Source organism: Paucibacter sp. M5-1, assembly GCF_027498415.2.
Classification (GTDB): domain Bacteria; phylum Pseudomonadota; class Gammaproteobacteria; order Burkholderiales; family Burkholderiaceae_C; genus Roseateles_E.
The window spans coordinates 2,300,480-2,317,218 of sequence record NZ_JAPZLM020000001.1 but is presented as its reverse complement, the minus strand read 5'-3'; the positions used below and the strand labels follow the sequence as shown (position 1 = coordinate 2,317,218).

Sequence of the window (16,739 nt, the reverse complement as noted above, 5' to 3'; positions counted from 1 at the left end):
TACCCGCGCGGCGCCCGGACCGGTTCTTCTCGCTTAATGCACGCTTAATCGCCAGCCCCGAGCATCCGCTCCCATACCGACCCGCCGCCCCTGGCGGGTTTGCGAAGGAGTGAACTTGCTGAGCGCTGCCTGTTGTTTCTCGCCCCCGTGCTCCGACACCCGAACGTCGGTTGCGGCGCCCCTCGCGGCAGGCTCGCGTCTGCGGCTGCATCGGCCCGGCGAGCCCGGCCGCAAGGCCGTCGAGGCCTTCATCGCCGCCATCTATGCCCAGCGCTTCGGCGCCACGCTGCGGCAGTTCGCGCCGCTGCTGCTGAGCCTGTGCGACGAGAGCGGCGAGCACATCGTTGCGGCCGCCGGCTACCGGCCCGCCAGCGAGACGCTGTTCCTGGAGCGTTATCTGGCGGCGCCTATCGAGCAGCTGCTGGCCCGCCAGGCCGGCGCGGCGACGCCGGCACGCGGGCGCATCGTCGAGGTCGGCCATCTGGCCGCGGCCCGCTCCGGCGAGGGCCGGCGCCTGATCATGCTGATGGGACCGCACCTGGCCGAGCAGGGTTTCGAGTGGGTGGTCAGCACACTGACCACCGAGCTGCGCCATCTGTTCCTGCGCATCGGCGTCACGCCGCTGGCCCTGGGCCTGGCCGACCCGGCCGTGCTGGAGCCCGACGAGGCGCGGCTGTGGGGCAGCTATTACGAACACCGCCCGGTCGTGCTGGCCGGCCATCTGCCGCAGGCGCTGCAGCAGCTGGCCCGTCGTCGTGCAGATCGTGCAGCCAGGCAGGCCTCATGAGCGGGTTGCTGCTGGGGCCCGGCGCCGCGCTGGAGGATGGGCGCCAGACCTGGGCCCGCGAGGCGCTGGAGAGCGCCGCCCATGGCCTGGCGCGCCGCCTCCGGGCCGAGGGCACGCGCGTGCTGGCCACTTTGATGGACAACTCCGCCGCCTGGGTCATCGCCGACCTGGCCGCAGCGCTGGCCGAGGTGGTCCATGTGCCCTTGCCACTGTTCTTCACGCCCGAGCAGCTGGGCCATGCGCTGCAGGCGGCCGCGGTCGACACGCTGCTGGCGCCCGCCGCGCTGGCCGCGCGCTGGCCGCAGGCGCCGGCCCAGCCGTGTGAACTCGCCGCTCAGGCCCTGGTATGCCTGCGTTTGCCGGCGCCGCCGCTGGCTCTGCCGGCCGGCACGGCCAAGATCACCTTCACCTCCGGCAGTACCGGCGCGCCCAAGGGCGTCTGCCTCGATGGCGCGGCGTTGCAGCGGGTCGCGGCCGGGCTGGTGCAGGCGATGGCGCCGCTGGACATCCGCCGCCATCTCTGCGCGCTGCCCTTCGCGGTGCTGCTGGAGAACATTGCCGGCCTGATGGCGCCGCTGCGGCGCGGCGCCAGCTGCGTCGTGCTGCCACTGGCCGAGCTGGGGCTGACGGGCTCATCGAGCTTCGATGCGGCGCGCTTTCATGCCGCCGTCGTCGCGCAGCGGCCCGACAGCCTGATCCTGCTGCCGCAGATGCTGCGCGCCTGGGCGGGCTATCTGTCGCGCAGCGGCCAGCGCGCGCCGGCTTCGCTGAAGCTGGTGGCCGTCGGCGGCGCGGCGGTCGGCGCCAGGCTGCTGGACGATGCCCGCGCGCTGGGCATCCCGGCGTACGAGGGCTACGGCCTGTCGGAGGCTGCCTCGGTGCAGACCTTGAACCTGCCCGGCGCCGACCGTCCCGGCAGCGCCGGCCGGCCGCTGCCGCATGCGCGGCTGCGCGTCGCGGCGGACGGCGAGATCGAGGTGGCCGGCAGCCTGTTCGCCGGCTATCTGCGCGATCCGACGCCGGTGCCCGAGTGGTGGCCCAGCGGCGATCTGGGCCATATCGACGCCGACGGCTTCGTCCACATCAGTGGCCGCAAGAAACACCTGCTGATCACCGCGTTTGGCCGCAATGTCTCGCCCGAGTGGGTGGAGACCGCGCTGCGCGGCGAGCCGGCGATCGCCCAGGCGGTGGTCTTCGGCGACGGGCAAGCGGCGCTCAGCGCGGTGCTGTGGCCGCTGCAGACCGCTGCCGACGAGGCCGAGCTGCAGGCCGCCGTCGATGCCGCCAACACCCAGTTGCCCGACTACGCCCGCATCCGGTCCTGGGTGCGCGCCCGCGCTGCCTTCGGCCCCGAGACCGGCCTGGCCACCGCCAACGGCCGGCCGCAACGCCCCGCCATCTGGGACCGCCATGCCGACGCGCTGGCCTGTCCCGCTTGATTGATCCACCGCTTGCCCCATCGCTTCAAGGACTTGTCACCGATGTCTTTCCATACCCAGCTGCTGGCCCAGACTGCCGATGCCCGCCAGGCCCTGCTCGGCACGCCCATCATCCAGGGCTGCCTGCGCGGCGAGGTCTCGCTGCCCAGCTATATCGCCTTCCTGACCGAGGCCTACCACCATGTGCGCCACACGGTGCCGCTGCTGCGCGCCTGCAAGGCCGCACTGCCCGAGCGCAATCGCTGGCTGGAAGGGCCGCTGGACGAGTACATCGAGGAAGAGCAGGGCCATGACGAATGGATACTCAACGACATCAAGGCCTGCGGCGGCGATGCCGAGGCGGTGCGCCACGGCAGGCCCGGCGCGGCCACCGAGCTTATGGTGGCCTATGCCTACGACACCATCGCCCGCGTCAATCCGCTGGGATTCTTCGGCATGGTGCTGGTGCTGGAGGGCACCAGCGTCTCGCTGGCCCTGATGGCGGCCGACCAGATCCAGCAGCCGCTGGGCCTGCCCGATGCCGCCTTCAGCTATCTGCGCTCGCACGGCACGCTGGACCGGGAGCACATCCAGCACTTCGAGCTGCTGATGGCGCAGATCGAGGACCCGCGTGACCAGGCCGACATCATCCATGCGGCGCGCGTGTTCTTCCGCCTCTACGGCGATGTGTTTCGCAGCCTGCCGCTGCCCAAGCCGCAAGCCGCCGAGGCCCTGGCATGAAGGCCGCCCAAGCCCGTGTGCTGCTGACCGGGGCCTGCGGCGGCATCGGCCGCGCGGTGGCCGACAGCCTGCTGCAGGCCGGCGCCGCGCTGCTGCTGGTGGGCCGCTCGCCGGCCCGGCTGGCCGCCCAGGTTCATGAGCTGGGCCAGCGCCATGGCGTCGAGCCGGCGCGGCTGCGCTGGGTGGCCACCGATCTGGCCCAGGCCGAGCGCCTGCGGCCGCTGGCCGAGATCGCGGCCGACTGGGGCTGCAATGTGCTGGTGCATGGCGCCGGCGCGCCCAGCTTCGGCCGGCTCGAAACCCTGGAGCCCACTGCGATACGCCAGTTGCTGGACATCAATCTGCTCGCACCGATGCTGCTGAGCCAGGCGCTGCTGCCGCATCTGCGCTGCCAGCCGCGCGCGCAAATCATCTGCATCGGCTCGGCGCTGGGGCGGTTGGGTCTGCCGGGCTTTTCTGCTTACAGCGCCAGCAAGTTCGGCCTGCGCGGCTTTGCCGAGGCGCTGCGCCGCGAGTTGGGCGACAGCCGGGTGCGGGTGCAGTATCTGGGCCCGCGCAGCACCCGCACCGAGTTCAACAACGCCGGCGTGCAGGCCTATAACCGCGCCACCGGCACCGCGATGGACGCGCCCGAGCGGGTTGCCCAGGCCCTGCTGCGCCTGCTGGAGAGCGAGGGCGCCGAGCGCTTCATCGGCTTTCCCGAAACGCTGGCGGTCCGGCTCAACGGCCTGGCCGGCCCGCTGCTGGACGGCGCCTTCACCAAACACCGCCGCAGCCTGCCGCCGCTGCTGCAACAACCGTCCCCGGACGGCGCCCCCGCGACCCTCACTTGCTGACAAGGACTCACCCATGAAGATTTCATTGCACCTGAGCATGCTGCTTGCTTTGGCTGGCGCACCGATGGCCCAGGCCGCCGCTGTCGACGACGCCGTCACCGAGATCCAGCACGACTGGGAGGTGATCCGCTACCAGACCCCGGCGGCCGAGCGCGAGAAGCGCTTCGAGGCCCTGGCCGCCAAGGCCCACAAGCTCAGCGAGAGCTTTGCCGGCCGCAGCGAGCCGCTGGTCTGGGAGGGCATCGTCGTCAGCTCCTGGGCTGGTGAAAAGGGTGGCCTGGGCGCGCTGGGCCTGGTCAAGCAGGCCAAGGCGCTGTATGAAGCGGCGATACAGATCGACGGCAATGCGCTGGACGGCTCGGCCTACAACAGCCTGGGCGTGCTGTACTACAAGGTGCCGGGCTGGCCGATCGCTTTCGGCGACAAGGCCAAGGCGCGCGAGCTGCTGCAAAAGGCGCTGGCGCTGAATCCCAAGGGCATAGACCCGAACTTCTTCTATGCCGAGTACCTGATCGAGACCAGGCAGCCGGCCGAGGCGCAGACCTATCTGGAGCGCGCGCTGCAGGCGCCGGCCCGGCCCGGCCGCCAGATCGCCGACACCGGTCGGCGCGAGGAGGCGCGGGCTCTGCTCGAAAAGACCAAGTCCCGCTAAGCCTGGCTGAGCCCGGCTAGGCCCGACTCAGCACGGCCCGGAAGCCGCGCCCGTCGGCGCCGGCGCCGAACGCCAGCTTCAGCCGGTGCAGCGCGGCGATGCGCTGCACGATGGACAGGCCCAGGCCGCTGCCGCTCTCCGCCTGGCCCTCGCTGCGGTGGAAGCGTTCGCCCAGGCGCGCCAATTGCTCGGCCGTCAGCGGCTCGCCCGCGTTCTCGACGCTGAGCCGCCCGGGTTCGAAGCGCAGCGTGGCCGTCGTGCCCGGCGGCGCGTAGCGCAGCGCGTTGTCCAGCAGATTGCGCAGCAGCACCATCATCAGCTGCTCGTCCCCCAGCAGCGGCAGCGCATGCTCGCCCGGCGCCGGCCAGTCGCAGGCCAGCTCGATGCGACGGCGCTCGGCCAGCGGCAGGCAGTCGCTGATCACCTGCTCGACGATGGTCGGCCAGTGCAGCTCGCTGCTGTGGCCCAGGCCGGCGCTGGCCTCCAGGCGCGAGAGCGCCAGCATCTGGGTGACCAGGCGGTCCATGCGCTCCAGCCCGGCACCCAGCTTGGCCTCGGCGGCGGCGCGCTCCTCGGCGCTGGCCGAGCGGCGCACGACATCCCATTGCGCGCGCAGCACGGCCAGCGGCGTGCGCAGCTCATGGGCGGCATCGGCGGTGAAACGGCGCTCGCGCGCCAGCATGGAATCGATGCGCTCGAACAGGCCGTTCATCGCCCCCACCAGCGGCTTCAGCTCGGCCGGCGCATGGCTTTGCGGCACCGGCTGCAGATCATTCGGGCCGCGGCCCTGCAGCTCGGCGGTCAGCTGGTGCACCGGAGCCAGCGCCCGCCGCACCGCCCAGGCCATCGCCAGCAGCAGCACCGGCAGCACCAGCAGCCAGGGCCCGAGCTGGCTGGCGGTGAGGTCGAACACCAGTTCGTCGCGTTCATAGGCCTTCTGCCCGGCTGCCACCAGCCATTGCCCGCCGGCTGATTGCAGGTAGTAGACCCGCCAGGGCTCGGCCTCCAGCGTCAGGTCGACAAAACCCGCCGCCTCGGCACGGCGCGGCAGCTGCACACCCTCGCGGTCGGACAGCAGCAGCTGGCCGCCGGCATCCCAGACCGCGATGGCCAGATCGCGCACATCGGCTTCGCCGGCATCGGCCGCGCCTTCGGTTGGTGCTGCGGGCACCCGCTCGCCCGGCTGGGTCGAACTCAGCGTCGCCTGCACCTGGCGGGCCAGGCGGATCATCTCGGTATCGAAGAGCTCATTGACCTCATGCCGGGCCCGGTCCACCGAGATGAACAGCGCCACGCCCCAGACCAGCGGCGCACACATCAGCAGATAGAGCAGCAGCCGCCGCTGCAAGCTCATTGGGCCTCCTCGGCCGCGCCCAGCGCATAGCCGACGCCGCGCACGGTGCGCACGATGGCCGGGTCGATCTTGCGGCGCAGATGGTGGATATGCACCTCCAGCGCATTGCCCTCGGGCTCGCCGCCGCTCCAGTCGTAGAGCTTGTCCTTCAGATGCTCCTTGCTGAGCACGCGCTGCGGGTGGGCCATCAAGACCTCCAGCAGCGCCATCTCGCGCCCGGTCAGCTCGACGGGCTGGCCGCGCCAGCGCACCTGCTTGGTCGCCGGGTCATAGGCCAGCGCGCCATGCTGCCAGACCGATTGGGCCCGGCCGGCCGAGCGCCGCAGCATCGCGCGCAGCCGCGCGGCCAGCTCGTCTATCGTGATGGGCTTGACCAGATAGTCGTCGGCGCCGGCGTCCAGCCCGGCGATGCGCTGCTCCACCGCGTCGCGTGCCGTCAGTATCAGCACCGGCAGCGCCAGCCCGGAGGCGCGCCAGCGCGCCAGCCACTGCATGCCATCGCCGCCGGGCAGGCCCAGGTCCAGCACCATCGCGTCATAGGGCGCACCGGCCAGCGCGGCGCCGGCGCTGGCGCCATCCCGGAACCAGTCGACCGCATGGCCCAGCTGGCGCAGGCCGCTGGCCAGGGCATCGCCCAGCTGGGCATCATCTTCAACGACGAGTAGGCGCATGGCTGCCTATGCTAGGCCCTTCCGAGCCGCAGATACTGCCAGCGCGCCAGGCCGGCCATCACCGGCAGGGACAGCTCCACCGTCTCCTCCAGCGCCGAGACCAGGGCCAGCACCGAGGCCGAGCTGGCGATGCCGAAGTCCTCGGCCAGCACGTTGATCGAGCGGTCCAGCACCTTGCTGATGGCCATCGTGACGAAGAACAGCGCGATGCTGCAGGCCACCGGCTCGCGCGCCTTCAGACGCTGCCACAGCGTCTGGCCATGCCGGCGCAGCAGGTCGATGGCGGCCGCGGCGATCAGCGCCAGGATCACGAAGGCGACGATCTTCTGGTGCAGCGGTGCGTCGCGCAGATAGAAGCTGACCTTGAGCACGCTGGTGCCGGTCCAGTGCTTGTGCAGGTCCATCTCGCGCGCGCCGGCCGCGGCCAGCATCACCGACAGCGCCAGCGTCGTGCGCCACTCGCCCGCCGCGCGCGGACTCAACCACAGCGCGGCAGCCAGCAAGAAGTAGAGGATCTCGGTCATGCCCTCGATCGGGCCGCCCTCGCGCATCACATGCATGACCTGGGGCGGCGCCAGGCTCAGCCAGAGCAGCACCGCCAACAGGGCGGCCAGCAGCGGGGCGGGCAGGGTCAGCCATCTGGAGCTCGGCAGGCTGGCTTGTGGTGTGGCGGAGGGAGCGGTGAGTCTGTCCATTGATGGCGTGGTGGATACCGGCCGTTGTGGTTTGCCCATGATTTTGCGGGTTTTGCCGGCTTCGTGCCGAGATAGGTGCTTGCTGCGAAGCCGGCACTGGCGTGTCGGCGCTGTCTGACACGGCTTCGCGAGCTTGGCTGATTCTTGTCGACCGCCTCGCCGCGCACACTGCTCCCATCCCTTACAGGAGTCCAGCATGAACAAAATCAACAGACACAGTCTTCTCTCCACCCTGGCCATGGCCACGTTGGCGCTCAGCCTCAGCGCCTGTGCCGGCATGAGCAAGCGCGAGGCCAATACCGCGGTCGGTGCGGTGGTCGGCGGGGTGGTCGGTGCGGCCGCCACCGGCGGCAGCACCGTGGGCACGGTCGGCGGCGCGGTGGTTGGCGGCGCCATCGGCAATGAGTTGAGCAAGAAGAAGTAAGCGCCGATCAGTCCAAGGCGGCCCACCGCAACAGGAGGATCCCATGAGTTTCAGTGATTTCCCTCAAGCCCTGTGGGCCCCGCACGCGCCGCTTGAGCCGGTCGATGCGGCCGCTCTTGAGCTGGGCTACGAAGTGGCTTTCCCGTTTCTGTACGACACGACCGAGGCTGTCAGCCAGCCGCCGGTCCAGCAATAAAACCTAAGGAGAACTCTGATGATCATGTCTACCCGTGCAATCGTTATTTCATTGGCAACTGCTCTGTCCCTGGTGGCCCTGCAGGGCTGCGCCGTCAGCCGTGGCCAGTCCACGGTCGGCGCCTATATCGATGACTCGGCCATCACGACAGCGGTGAAGGCGAAGTTTGTCGAGAGCAAGCAGGTCGACGCGGCCGCGATCAGCGTCGAGACGCTCAACGGCACCGTGATGCTGTCGGGCTTTGCGAAGAGCCAGAACGAGCGTGCGATGGCCGAGTCGCTGGCGCGCGGCGTCAGCGGCGTCAAGCAAGTCAAGAACGAGTTGTCTGTGCGATCCTGAGCCCCCAAGGGACCGCAGCCTCGGCCACCCGTCGCGAGTACGCGCCGGGTGGCTTTTTTTTAGCACGCACCATCCTCCGATCGGATCCTGATGAAGCTGCGCCTGCCTCTGATCGGTCTGGCCCTGTGTGCCGGCGGCTTTGCCGTCGGTGAGAGCCTAGGCTGGCCCTGGCTGGCCGCGCCGCTGGCGCAGATGCTGTCGCAGCGCCTGGGCCGCGAAGTCCGTTTCGCGTCGGCCACTGAGGGCGGGGCCGTGCTGCAGCTGCGCCTGCTCGGCGGCCTGCGCCTGCGGGCCGACCATCTGCTGATCGCCGGTCCCGCCTGGCGGGCGCAGACGCCGACCCTGCGCGCCGAGGCGGTGGAACTGCGCCTGCGCTACTGGGATCTGTGGGACTGGCGCGGCAGCGGCAGCCTGCGCGTGCGCTCGCTGCAGGCCCGCTCGGCCGATCTCGATCTGTGGCGCGACCCGCAGGGCCGCGCCAGCTGGACGCTGCAGACCGGAGCGCAATCCAGCGAGGGCGCGGCCTTGCTGCAGTTCGAGCAGCTGCGGCTGGGCGGCGGACGCATCTTGCTGAACGACCGACCGCGCCGCCTCAGCGCGACGATCGACTTTGCGATCGCCGATCGCGATGGCCGCGACGGTGGTCTGTTTGCCACCGCCCATGGCGAGTATCTGGGACGGCCCTTGCAAGCCTGGCTGGACACGGCCTCGCCGCTGCCCTGGGTCAATGCCGGCGGCGGGGCGGCGGTGCCGCTGCGCCTGCAGCTGCGAGCGGGCGCGACGTCGCTGGATTTCGAGGGTTCGCTGCGCGAGCTGCTGGGCCTGCAGGGCCTGGCCGGCAGCTACCGGCTCGGCGGGCCTTCGCTGTCGGCCATCGGCGATGCGCTGGGCCTGACCCTGCCCAGCACCGCTGCGTTCAAGTTCCAAGGTCGCCTGGCCCGTGAAGGCCCGCGCTGGCAGGTCGAGGTGGAACAGGCCTTGCTGGGACGCAGCCGCTTGAACGGCAGTTTCGTGCTGCAGGAGGCGAGCGGGCGTCCGGCCTTGAGTGGCCGCCTCGGCGGCGAGGCCTTGTGGCTGGCCGATCTGGGGCCGGCGATCGGCGTGCCGGTCGAGCCCGGCCCCCGCGCGGCCGGTGATCGCGTGCTGCCCAGACGGCAATTCGATCTGCCCTCGCTGCGGGCGATGGATGCCGATGTGAAGATCGATCTGCAGCGCATCGAGCTCGGCAGCGCGCTGGCCGATACGCTGGCGCCGGCCCGCGCACGGCTGCTGCTGCAGGACGGGGTGCTGAGCTTGCAGGATCTGCAGGCCGGCACCTCGCACGGCCGCCTGGCCGGCGCCATCAGGCTGGACGGGCGCGCCGCGCTGGCGCTGTGGCAGGCCGAGCTGAACTGGGCCGAGGTTGATCTCGCGCATTGGCTGCGCCAGAGCCGCACGCCGGGCCAGCCGGCCTGGATCAGCGGCCAGATGCGCGGCCGGCTCAAGCTCAACGGCCAGGGTCGTTCGACCGCCGAGCTGCTGGCCAGCGCCCGCGGCCGCGTCACCGCGACGCTGTCGCAGGGAGCGATCTCGCACCTGGCCGTCGAGGCCGCCGGTGTCGATCTGGCTCAGGGCCTGGGCCTGCTGCTGCGCGGCGACAGCGCGCTGCCGCTGCATTGCGCGCTGGCCGATCTGGATGTGTCCGAGGGTCAGGTCGTGCCACGCGCGCTGGTGCTCGATACCGAGGACTCGACGCTGTGGATGGAGGGGCGCTTGTCGCTGGCCAGCGAGCAGCTGGATCTGCGCCTGCGGGTGGCACCGAAGGATTTCAGCCCGCTGTCGCTGCGCACGCCGGTGCAGATCAGCGGCAGTCTTGCCGATCCGCAGTGGCAGTTGCAGGCCCAGCCGCTGATGCGCCGGCTGGTGCCGGCCGTGCTGCTGGGCCTGATCAATCCCCTGGCTGCGCTGCTGCCCCTGATGGACAGCGGCAACAGCGCCGCCGATCAGCAGATGCTGCAGGCCTGCCGACGGCTGCTGGAGCGGGCCCGGCCGCGGCTCTGAGGCGCGCGCCCGCGCTCACAGCATCGAGAAGGCCAGCACGGGGCAGGGCAGCACGCGCGACAAGCGCTCGGCATCGGCGTGCAGCGCAATCATGCGCACCCTGCGCGACATGATCTGCAGCCGAGCCTCATCGACATGACCGCGCAGATGGGTCAGCGACAGCCGGGTGTCGAACTGCTGCATCAGGCGCAGATGGGTGGCCAGGCTGGCCTCGAAGGAACGACGGTCCTGGCAGGGCGCGCACTCGAAGACGGCGACGAGGCCGGCATCGTCGGCTGCGTTGGTGTCGGCCAGGCTCAACAGATCCCGGCACAGGGCGCGGGCGCTGCCCGCATCGCCCAGGCATTGGTAGAGCCGGATCTGCCATTGGGTCGGCAGCAGCCAGGGCGCGTCGGCCCCGGCTTCGCTGACCCGTTCACGCAGATAGCTCTGCATGGCCGGGCTCAGACCGTCCAGGCGGGTGGCCTGGCTGATGTCGGCAAGGGCTTGCATGGTGGCCGGCTCCCTTCGGGATTGCGGGCTCACTCAGCCACGCGATTCGATGCTCAGCTGGTTGTCGACGCTGATCACACCCTTGACCGCAGCGGCCAGCTGGGTGGCACGCTCGCGCGCGTCAGCGGTGGGGGCCGTGCCCTTCAGCGCGACCCGGCCTTCGCGCGTGTCGACATTGATCTTCAAGGCACTGAGCTGAGCGTCCTTGGCCAGTTCGGCATTGACGCTGGCGGTGATGGCCGCGTCGCCCAGGCCGGTCTCGACCTTGTCCATCGCAGCGCCGCCGGCGGTCTTGGCATCGCGGGCCATCTCCTCGGCCTTGGCCTTGGCCTGTTCGGCGCTTTGCTCGGCCTGGCTGATCGCGCCGTCGACCTTCTGGCCGACCGTCGGTTCATCGGGCTTGGGTTGGCAGGCGATCAGGGCCAGGGCCGACAGGCTGACACCTGCATAAATGGCCAGCTGTTGTGTCGTGGTTTTCATCGTGAGCTCCTTGGGTGTGATGACAGTGAACGGGTTCAGCCTCGACGCATCAGACCGATCACGAAGCTGACCAGGGCCATGATCACGAAGACGAAGAACAGCACCTTGGCGATGCCGACGGCACCGGCGGCAATGCCACCGAAGCCGAACACAGCGGCCACCAGGGCGATCAGAAAGAAGACAACGGCGTAGTGCAGCATGAGCGGGGCTCCTAGTGAAGATTTGATGACTTCACTATAGGAATCCGGTCATGCGCGGCCCAGCAGCGCAGCGCCCGTGCGGCTGTGAGGCGGCGGCGGACGCTTTTGTAGGCGCGGTCCTACAGGGGCGCGGCGGGCGGCGAGGCGGGGAGAGGCAGGCTGGCGCTGAGTACCGTGCCCTTGCCGCGCACCGAGCTGATCATCAGCTGGCCGCCTTCGGCCGCGACCCGGTAGCGCATGCCCAGCAAGCCATGCGAGGAGAGCGTCTGCTGCTGGGTGTCGAAGCCCTGGCCGTTGTCGCGCACCTCGATCAGCGCGCGGCCGTCGCGGTTGAGCAGCCTGACCTGGATCTCGCTGGCGTTCGCGTACTTGGCGATATTGGTGAAGGCTTCCTGGACCAGGCGGTAGAGGGTCAGCTCGGCGCGCGGCGACAGCGGCACCGCCTCCAGCTCGGTCAGCACCGGCACTTCCAGCCGCTCGCTGAACTCGCGGGCCTGGATCTCCAGCGCCGGCAGCAGGCCCAGATGGGTCAGCGAGGAGGGGCGCAGATCCTCGATGATGCGGCGCTTCAGCGCGATGCCGCTGTTGAGCGCCTCGTTCAGATGGCTCAGCCGCTCCTGCAGCTCGGGTGGCAGCTTGGGTTTGATGCGGGCGGCGTCGAGCTTGGCGGCGGTCAGCAGCGCGCCGAGCTCGTCATGCAGCTCGCGGGCCAGCCGGCTGCGCTCGTCCTCGCGGGCGCTCTGCAGATGGGTGGCCAGCTGGGTCAGCTCCTCGGTGCGGCGATGGACCTCGCTCTCCAGCAGATCGCGCTCGGCCTTGACGGCCTCGGCCAGCGCCAGCCTTTGCCGGGACAGCGCACGGCTCTGGCGCAGATACATCGCCAGGGCCAGCAGGCTCAGCGCGGTCATCGCGGCCACGCCGATGCGGTTCTGCAGCAGTGCGTTGACGACCTCACGCAGCCCCGCGCCGACGCGCAGGTTCTCGCGGTGCATCAGCTCCTCGGCGCGCGCACGTATCAGCTCCATCTGGTCGCGGCCGATGCCGGCCTGTATCAGCTCCAGTGCGCTGTCGGCGCGGCCGCGTTCCTGGCGTTCCAGCACCTCGGCCAGCTCGCCCATCTTGGCGCCCACCGCCTGTTCGAGCTGCGTGAGCAAGGCCAGGGCCGGTTCGTCCTGCAGCTGCGTGTAGTGGGCGCGTAGGCTCTTCATGGCGCGGCCGAGGTCTTCGTTGGCCTCCTCGTAGGGACCCAGATACTCGCGCCGGCGGGTCAGCAGATAGCCGCGCTGGGCCGACTCGGCATCGGTAGCACGCAGCTTGATGTTGTAGATCATCAGCCGCGCGCGGCCCATCTCGGTCAGCTCGGTCAGCGTGCCGCGCGCCTTCACATAGCTGCCCTCGCTGATGCTGATCATCAGCGCGGCGGCCAGCACCGCCAGCGGAAAGACGTAGGCGCTGCGTTGCAGTCGCTCCAGCAAGGCAAATTGATCGGCATGCATGACCTAAACTCTCTTTGTGTTCATCTCAAGACGACGCGCGCCGTTGCAGCCATCATGATCCGTGTTGCCATCGTTGATGACCATGCCATTGTCCGCGCCGGCCTGCGCCAGTATCTGGCCGAGCAGGTCGACATCAGTGTCACCGGCGAAGCCGCCAACGGGCGCGAGGCGCTCGATCTGGTGCGCGCCGGAGAGATCGATGTGCTGATCATGGACCTGTCGATGCCCGAGCATGGCGGCGTCGATGCGCTGGCCGCGATCAAGGCGCGCGCGCCCGAGCTGCCGGTGCTGATACTGAGCGGTTTCCCCGAAAGCCATTACGCCACCACCTTGCTGCGCCAGGGCGCCAGCGGTTATCTGAACAAGGAATGCGATCCCGAGGACATCGTGCTGGCCATACGCACGGTGGCGCGCGGCCGCAAGTACATCACGCCGGCGGTGGCCGAACTGCTGGCCGAGGGCCTGGGCGGCGATCACGACAAGCCTGCCCACGAGCAGCTGTCGGAGCGCGAGCTGCAGGTCTTTCTGCGCCTGGCCCAGGGCGAGACGGTCGGCCAGATGGCCGAGCTGATGTGTCTGAGCGTCAAGACGGTCAGCACCTACCGGGCCCGCGTGATGGAGAAGATGAAGCTGGCCTCGAACAGCGATCTGACCTACTACGCACTCAAGAATGGCTTGATTCAATAGTCCGGCAGTAGTCGACCAGCTCGTCGATCTCGCTGGATTTGTCGAACACCCGGTCGGCCCCCATCGCCAGGCAGCGGCGCCGGATGTCGACGGTGGCGTAATTGCTCAGCACCACCCGCTTGGCGGCCGCGCCCTTCTTGCCGGCGGTGGCCAGCACGCCCATGCCCGAGCCGCTCTTGAGGAACAGGTCGATCAGGATCAGGTCGCATTGGTGCTCGGGCTGGTCCAGCCATTCGAGCGCATCGTGTTCGTTGTCTGCCCAGCCCAACACCTGCAGCGGCAGCATTTCCTCCAGCGTGGCTATCAACTCGGCCCGGATCGTGGGACTGTCTTCGACCAAAAAACAGCGGAGGGCGGACATGACGGCGGGGGGCGGGCAGGCAAGCATGGGATGGCGCGATTATCTTGAAGCCTCCCGGCCTTGTCTCCCGGCGCGCGGCGGGTGTCGCGGTAGGACGACGCCTACAAAATCACGCGCGCCCAAGAAAAAGCCCACCCGCAAGGGGTGGGCTGTGCTGACAAGCCGAGTGGCTTAGAAGCTGTGGCGGATGCCGGCGACGACCTCGGTCAGATCGCGGTCCGAGGCGCTGGTCAGTCCCGAAGACAGCGAACCGGCGGCGCGGTTGGCGTAGCCGACGCCCTCGTTCTTGAACTGGGTCAGCGAGGAGTACAGCGCGGTGCGCTTGGACAGGTCGTACTGGTAGCCGACGCCGAAGGCCTGGGTCTTGCCGTCGGCCAGCCTGCCGTCGTTCTTGCTCTGGACGTACTGGGTCTTGAGCAGGTGCGAGCCGAGGCGGTAGCTGGCGCCCAGCCAGTAGCCGGTGCCATCCCGGTCGGCGCTGCTGCGGTCGTTGATCTGCATCACGCCGCCGTTGAAGCGGTAGCTGCCCATATCGTAGGCGGCCGCCGCCGAGACGGTACGGATGTTCTGGCCGATCACATCGGCCTTGTCGTCCACCAGGGACAGCATCGCGTCGAAGCCGTTCTTGGTGTAGCGGCCGTAGATGTCGGCGATGCGGTTGTCGGTGGTGCCACCGGCCACCTCACCGGCGCCGTACAAGGCACCGGCGCTGAAGCCGTCGTAGTTCTGCGATTCGAACTTGACCGAGTTGTTGACGCGGGCCGGGCCGCCGTTGCCGGTGGCCGTGTTATTGCTGCCGCGCACCGGCTCATAGCCGCCAAAGCCGCCGATCACTGCGGTCGAGGCGCCGGTGTTGTTGTTGGAGAACTGGCTGAAGTCGCTGGTCAGTGCGTAGACGCTGCCGTACTGGCGGCCCAGCGACACCTTGCCGTAGGGCGTGGCCAGGCCGACAAAGGCCTGACGGCCCCAGAAGGCGCCTTGGCCGTTGGTGCCGTCGTCCAGATTGACACCGGACTCCAGCGTGAAGAAGGCGCGCAAACCGCCGCCCAGGTCTTCGGTGCCGCGGATGCCGAAGCGCGAGCCGTTCAGTCCGCCGGACTGCACACGGCTCAGCGTGGAGGCGCCATCCAGCACCTGCACATTGGCATCGACCACGCCATACAGCGTGACCTGGCTGCTGCCGCTGTTCGATTGGGCGAAGGTCATCGAGCTGGCGGCCAGGGCCAGGGCGGAGAAGGCAAAAGTCTTGTACTTCATGAACTCGTCTTTCGATGTTGGGAGGCCACCGGATGGATGTGACCACCGATGCTCGGGTGTCCCTCGACACCGTTGCATAGGCCAACAGATCCGGGCACGGACCGAGATCAAAAGAGCGGGTTCGTGGAATGCAGCGTTGCGGAATCAGGGTTAATCGCGGGCTTGAAATCGGCCGCGGCGTCAGGGGTGAACGCCCTGCGCACAAAACCGTGCCATTACGGCAGCATGTGCAGCTGATGGCCGAGCTTCTCGCGCTTGGTCTTCAGATAGCGGCCGCTTTCCTCGTTGGATTCGACCTCATGGCCCTCACGGGCGATCACGGCAATGCCCAGCTCGTTGAGCGCGGCCACCTTGAAAGGGTTATTGCTCATCAAACGCACCGACTGCACGCCGAGGTCGCGCAGGATGTCGGCCGCCGCGTCGAAGCGCCGGCTGTCAATGGGCAGGCCCAGGGCCAGATTGGCCTCCACCGTGTCCAGCCCCTTGTCCTGCAGCGCGTAGGCGCGCAGCTTCTGCCCCAGGCCGATGCCGCGCCCCTCATGGCCGCGCAGATAGATCACGACGCCGCCCTCGGCCTCGATACGCTGCAGCGCCAGCGCCAGCTGCTCGCCGCAGTCGCAGCGCAGGGAGCCCAGGATGTCGCCGGTAAAGCATTCCGAGTGCATGCGCAGCAGCACCTCGGGCCGCGCCACATCGCCCTTGACGATCACCACATGCTCATCCGGATGGTCGGCCGCCTGGTAGACATGGACGACGAACTCGCCATGCTTGGTGGGCAGGCGGGCGCTGGAGATGCGCTGCACCTTGGCGGGCAGGAGGGCAGGGGATTCGGAGGGCAGGGTCACGCTGAGCAGGTCTTGTTGGGCGGCGGGCCGGGCGGCACGCAGGGCAGATATGGTAGCGCCGCGCGGGAATGCAAGGTTTCAATAGCGTAGCGACAAGCCGGCCTCGCGGTCCTGCGCGCGGGCACTGGCCATCAGCTCTTTCTTGGTATCCAGGATGTGGACCTCCAGCAGAGCGGCCACCTGGTCGGCATCGCCGGCCCGTGCCGCCTCGACGATGCGGTAGTGATCCTCCTGCGGCCTGTCCTTGCCGGTGGCGCGCGACATTGCCACATGGGTGTAGCGGTCGGTGTTGAGGCAGAACTCCTCGATCAGGCGCAGCAGCCGCTTGTTATTGGCGGGGGCGGACAGCGCCAGATGGAAGCGCCGGTTGTGCTCGGCCCACTCCGGGATCGACTGCGATTCCGAGTAGGCCTTCAGGATGGCCTCCATGGCCGCGAAGTCGCGCTCCACCATCTGCGGCACCGCCAGCCGCGCCGCATGGCATTCCAGTGCCACCCGGATGTCCAGCAACTCGCAGATCTGTTCGACGCTCATGCCGGCCACCACCGCGCCGCGGTTGAGCTGGTGGGCGACCAGGCCCTCGGCTTCCAACTGGCGCAGCGCCTCGCGCACCGGGATGCGGCTGGCGTTGAAGCGGGTGGCCAGCGCGTCCTGGCGCAGCTGGGTGCCGGTGGGCAGGGCGCCGCTGACGATCTCTTGTCTCAGTTGTTCGCGAATCGCCTCATGCAGGGCCTTCGCTTCTTTTCTGGCTGCCATCGGTGTCCCGTC

21 protein-coding genes are annotated in these 16,739 nt (G+C 69.2%); 10 read left to right on the top strand and 11 right to left on the bottom strand.

The window, feature by feature from the left end; genetic code table 11:
- The first annotated feature begins 115 nt into the window (after nucleotides 1-115).
- From O5M90_RS10830 to O5M90_RS10810, 5 genes are read left to right on the top strand one after another with little or no spacing between them, the layout of a single operon-like run.
- A complete protein-coding gene (locus O5M90_RS10830) occupies nucleotides 116-787 on the top strand; it encodes a thermostable hemolysin (RefSeq protein WP_269838575.1) in 672 nt (223 codons plus the stop codon).
- Nucleotides 784-2,226: an AMP-binding protein gene (locus O5M90_RS10825; RefSeq protein WP_269838576.1), complete on the top strand. Its 1,443-nt coding sequence runs from the start codon at nucleotides 784-786 to the stop codon at nucleotides 2,224-2,226. The genes O5M90_RS10830 and O5M90_RS10825 overlap by 4 nt, the downstream gene beginning before the upstream one ends.
- Before the next feature lie 42 nt (nucleotides 2,227-2,268).
- Nucleotides 2,269-2,946 (top strand): TenA family transcriptional regulator, encoded by a 678-nt coding sequence (locus O5M90_RS10820; RefSeq protein WP_440402016.1) that lies wholly within the window; start codon nucleotides 2,269-2,271, stop codon nucleotides 2,944-2,946.
- Nucleotides 2,943-3,782 carry an SDR family oxidoreductase gene (locus O5M90_RS10815; RefSeq protein WP_137941235.1) on the top strand — a complete coding sequence of 280 codons (840 nt, stop codon included), beginning with the start codon at nucleotides 2,943-2,945 and terminating at the stop codon, nucleotides 3,780-3,782. Before O5M90_RS10820 ends, O5M90_RS10815 begins: the two co-directional genes overlap by 4 nt.
- A 13-nt stretch (nucleotides 3,783-3,795) precedes the next feature.
- Nucleotides 3,796-4,434, top strand: coding sequence for a tetratricopeptide repeat protein (locus O5M90_RS10810; protein WP_137941234.1), 639 nt, complete (start codon nucleotides 3,796-3,798; stop codon nucleotides 4,432-4,434).
- Between the two features lie 16 nt (nucleotides 4,435-4,450).
- Here the strand turns inward: O5M90_RS10810 and O5M90_RS10805 are convergent, their stop codons facing one another.
- Genes O5M90_RS10805 through O5M90_RS10795 form a run of 3 tightly spaced genes read right to left on the bottom strand, consistent with a single transcriptional unit; the run spans nucleotide 4,451 to nucleotide 7,154 of the window.
- Complete coding sequence (locus tag O5M90_RS10805; RefSeq protein ID WP_269838578.1) at nucleotides 4,451-5,788, bottom strand: ATP-binding protein; 1,338 nt, start codon at nucleotides 5,786-5,788, stop codon at nucleotides 4,451-4,453.
- A complete protein-coding gene (locus O5M90_RS10800) occupies nucleotides 5,785-6,459 on the bottom strand; it encodes a response regulator (RefSeq protein ID WP_137941232.1) in 675 nt (224 codons plus the stop codon). Before O5M90_RS10800 ends, O5M90_RS10805 begins: the two co-directional genes overlap by 4 nt.
- Nucleotides 6,460-6,470: 11 nt before the next feature.
- Complete coding sequence (locus O5M90_RS10795) at nucleotides 6,471-7,154, bottom strand: hypothetical protein (protein ID WP_269838579.1); 684 nt, start codon at nucleotides 7,152-7,154, stop codon at nucleotides 6,471-6,473.
- Nucleotides 7,155-7,350: 196 nt separating this feature from the next.
- On the opposite strand from O5M90_RS10795, the gene O5M90_RS10790 reads away from it, so the two are divergent.
- The 4 genes from O5M90_RS10790 to O5M90_RS10775 all read left to right on the top strand — a co-directional run bounded on the left by O5M90_RS10790 (nucleotide 7,351) and on the right by O5M90_RS10775 (nucleotide 10,153).
- Nucleotides 7,351-7,578: a glycine zipper 2TM domain-containing protein gene (locus O5M90_RS10790; RefSeq protein ID WP_269838580.1), complete on the top strand. Its 228-nt coding sequence runs from the start codon at nucleotides 7,351-7,353 to the stop codon at nucleotides 7,576-7,578.
- Nucleotides 7,579-7,621: 43 nt separating this feature from the next.
- The gene (locus tag O5M90_RS10785; RefSeq protein WP_269838581.1) at nucleotides 7,622-7,774 is read left to right on the top strand and encodes a hypothetical protein; all 153 of its coding nucleotides are present in this window, start codon (nucleotides 7,622-7,624) and stop codon (nucleotides 7,772-7,774) included.
- 24 nt (nucleotides 7,775-7,798) lie between these two features.
- The gene (locus O5M90_RS10780) at nucleotides 7,799-8,113 is read left to right on the top strand and encodes a BON domain-containing protein (protein WP_137941299.1); all 315 of its coding nucleotides are present in this window, start codon (nucleotides 7,799-7,801) and stop codon (nucleotides 8,111-8,113) included.
- 90 nt (nucleotides 8,114-8,203) lie between these two features.
- Nucleotides 8,204-10,153: an AsmA family protein gene (locus tag O5M90_RS10775; protein ID WP_269838582.1), complete on the top strand. Its 1,950-nt coding sequence runs from the start codon at nucleotides 8,204-8,206 to the stop codon at nucleotides 10,151-10,153.
- A gap of 15 nt (nucleotides 10,154-10,168) precedes the next feature.
- Here O5M90_RS10775 and O5M90_RS10770 read toward each other — a convergent pair whose 3' ends face one another.
- The 4 genes from O5M90_RS10770 to O5M90_RS10755 form a co-directional block, all read right to left on the bottom strand.
- Nucleotides 10,169-10,645, bottom strand: coding sequence for a hypothetical protein (locus tag O5M90_RS10770; RefSeq protein WP_137941228.1), 477 nt, complete (start codon nucleotides 10,643-10,645; stop codon nucleotides 10,169-10,171).
- A gap of 33 nt (nucleotides 10,646-10,678) precedes the next feature.
- Nucleotides 10,679-11,125, bottom strand: a complete 447-nt coding sequence (locus O5M90_RS10765) for a BON domain-containing protein (protein ID WP_137941227.1) — start codon at nucleotides 11,123-11,125, stop codon at nucleotides 10,679-10,681.
- A gap of 35 nt (nucleotides 11,126-11,160) precedes the next feature.
- A complete protein-coding gene (locus O5M90_RS10760; RefSeq protein ID WP_137941226.1) occupies nucleotides 11,161-11,325 on the bottom strand; it encodes a DUF1328 domain-containing protein in 165 nt (54 codons plus the stop codon).
- 119 nt (nucleotides 11,326-11,444) lie between these two features.
- Complete coding sequence (locus tag O5M90_RS10755) at nucleotides 11,445-12,821, bottom strand: CHASE3 domain-containing protein (protein ID WP_262970098.1); 1,377 nt, start codon at nucleotides 12,819-12,821, stop codon at nucleotides 11,445-11,447.
- A 54-nt stretch (nucleotides 12,822-12,875) separates the two neighbouring features.
- Here O5M90_RS10755 and O5M90_RS10750 point away from each other — a divergent pair, with 54 nt between their 5' ends.
- A complete protein-coding gene (locus O5M90_RS10750) occupies nucleotides 12,876-13,508 on the top strand; it encodes a response regulator (protein WP_137941224.1) in 633 nt (210 codons plus the stop codon).
- On the opposite strand, the gene O5M90_RS10745 is transcribed toward O5M90_RS10750, so the two are convergent.
- From O5M90_RS10745 to O5M90_RS10730, 4 genes are all read right to left on the bottom strand, one after another.
- Nucleotides 13,486-13,896 (bottom strand): response regulator, encoded by a 411-nt coding sequence (locus O5M90_RS10745; RefSeq protein WP_269838583.1) that lies wholly within the window; start codon nucleotides 13,894-13,896, stop codon nucleotides 13,486-13,488. The genes O5M90_RS10750 and O5M90_RS10745 overlap by 23 nt on opposite strands.
- 144 nt (nucleotides 13,897-14,040) lie before the next feature.
- Nucleotides 14,041-15,126, bottom strand: coding sequence for a porin (locus O5M90_RS10740; protein ID WP_262970097.1), 1,086 nt, complete (start codon nucleotides 15,124-15,126; stop codon nucleotides 14,041-14,043).
- A gap of 215 nt (nucleotides 15,127-15,341) precedes the next feature.
- Nucleotides 15,342-15,971, bottom strand: a complete 630-nt coding sequence (gene ribA / locus O5M90_RS10735) for a GTP cyclohydrolase II (RefSeq protein WP_262970096.1) — start codon at nucleotides 15,969-15,971, stop codon at nucleotides 15,342-15,344.
- Between the two features lie 78 nt (nucleotides 15,972-16,049).
- The gene (locus tag O5M90_RS10730) at nucleotides 16,050-16,727 is read right to left on the bottom strand and encodes a GntR family transcriptional regulator (RefSeq protein ID WP_137941221.1); all 678 of its coding nucleotides are present in this window, start codon (nucleotides 16,725-16,727) and stop codon (nucleotides 16,050-16,052) included.
- Between the last annotated feature and the right edge of the window lie 12 nt (nucleotides 16,728-16,739).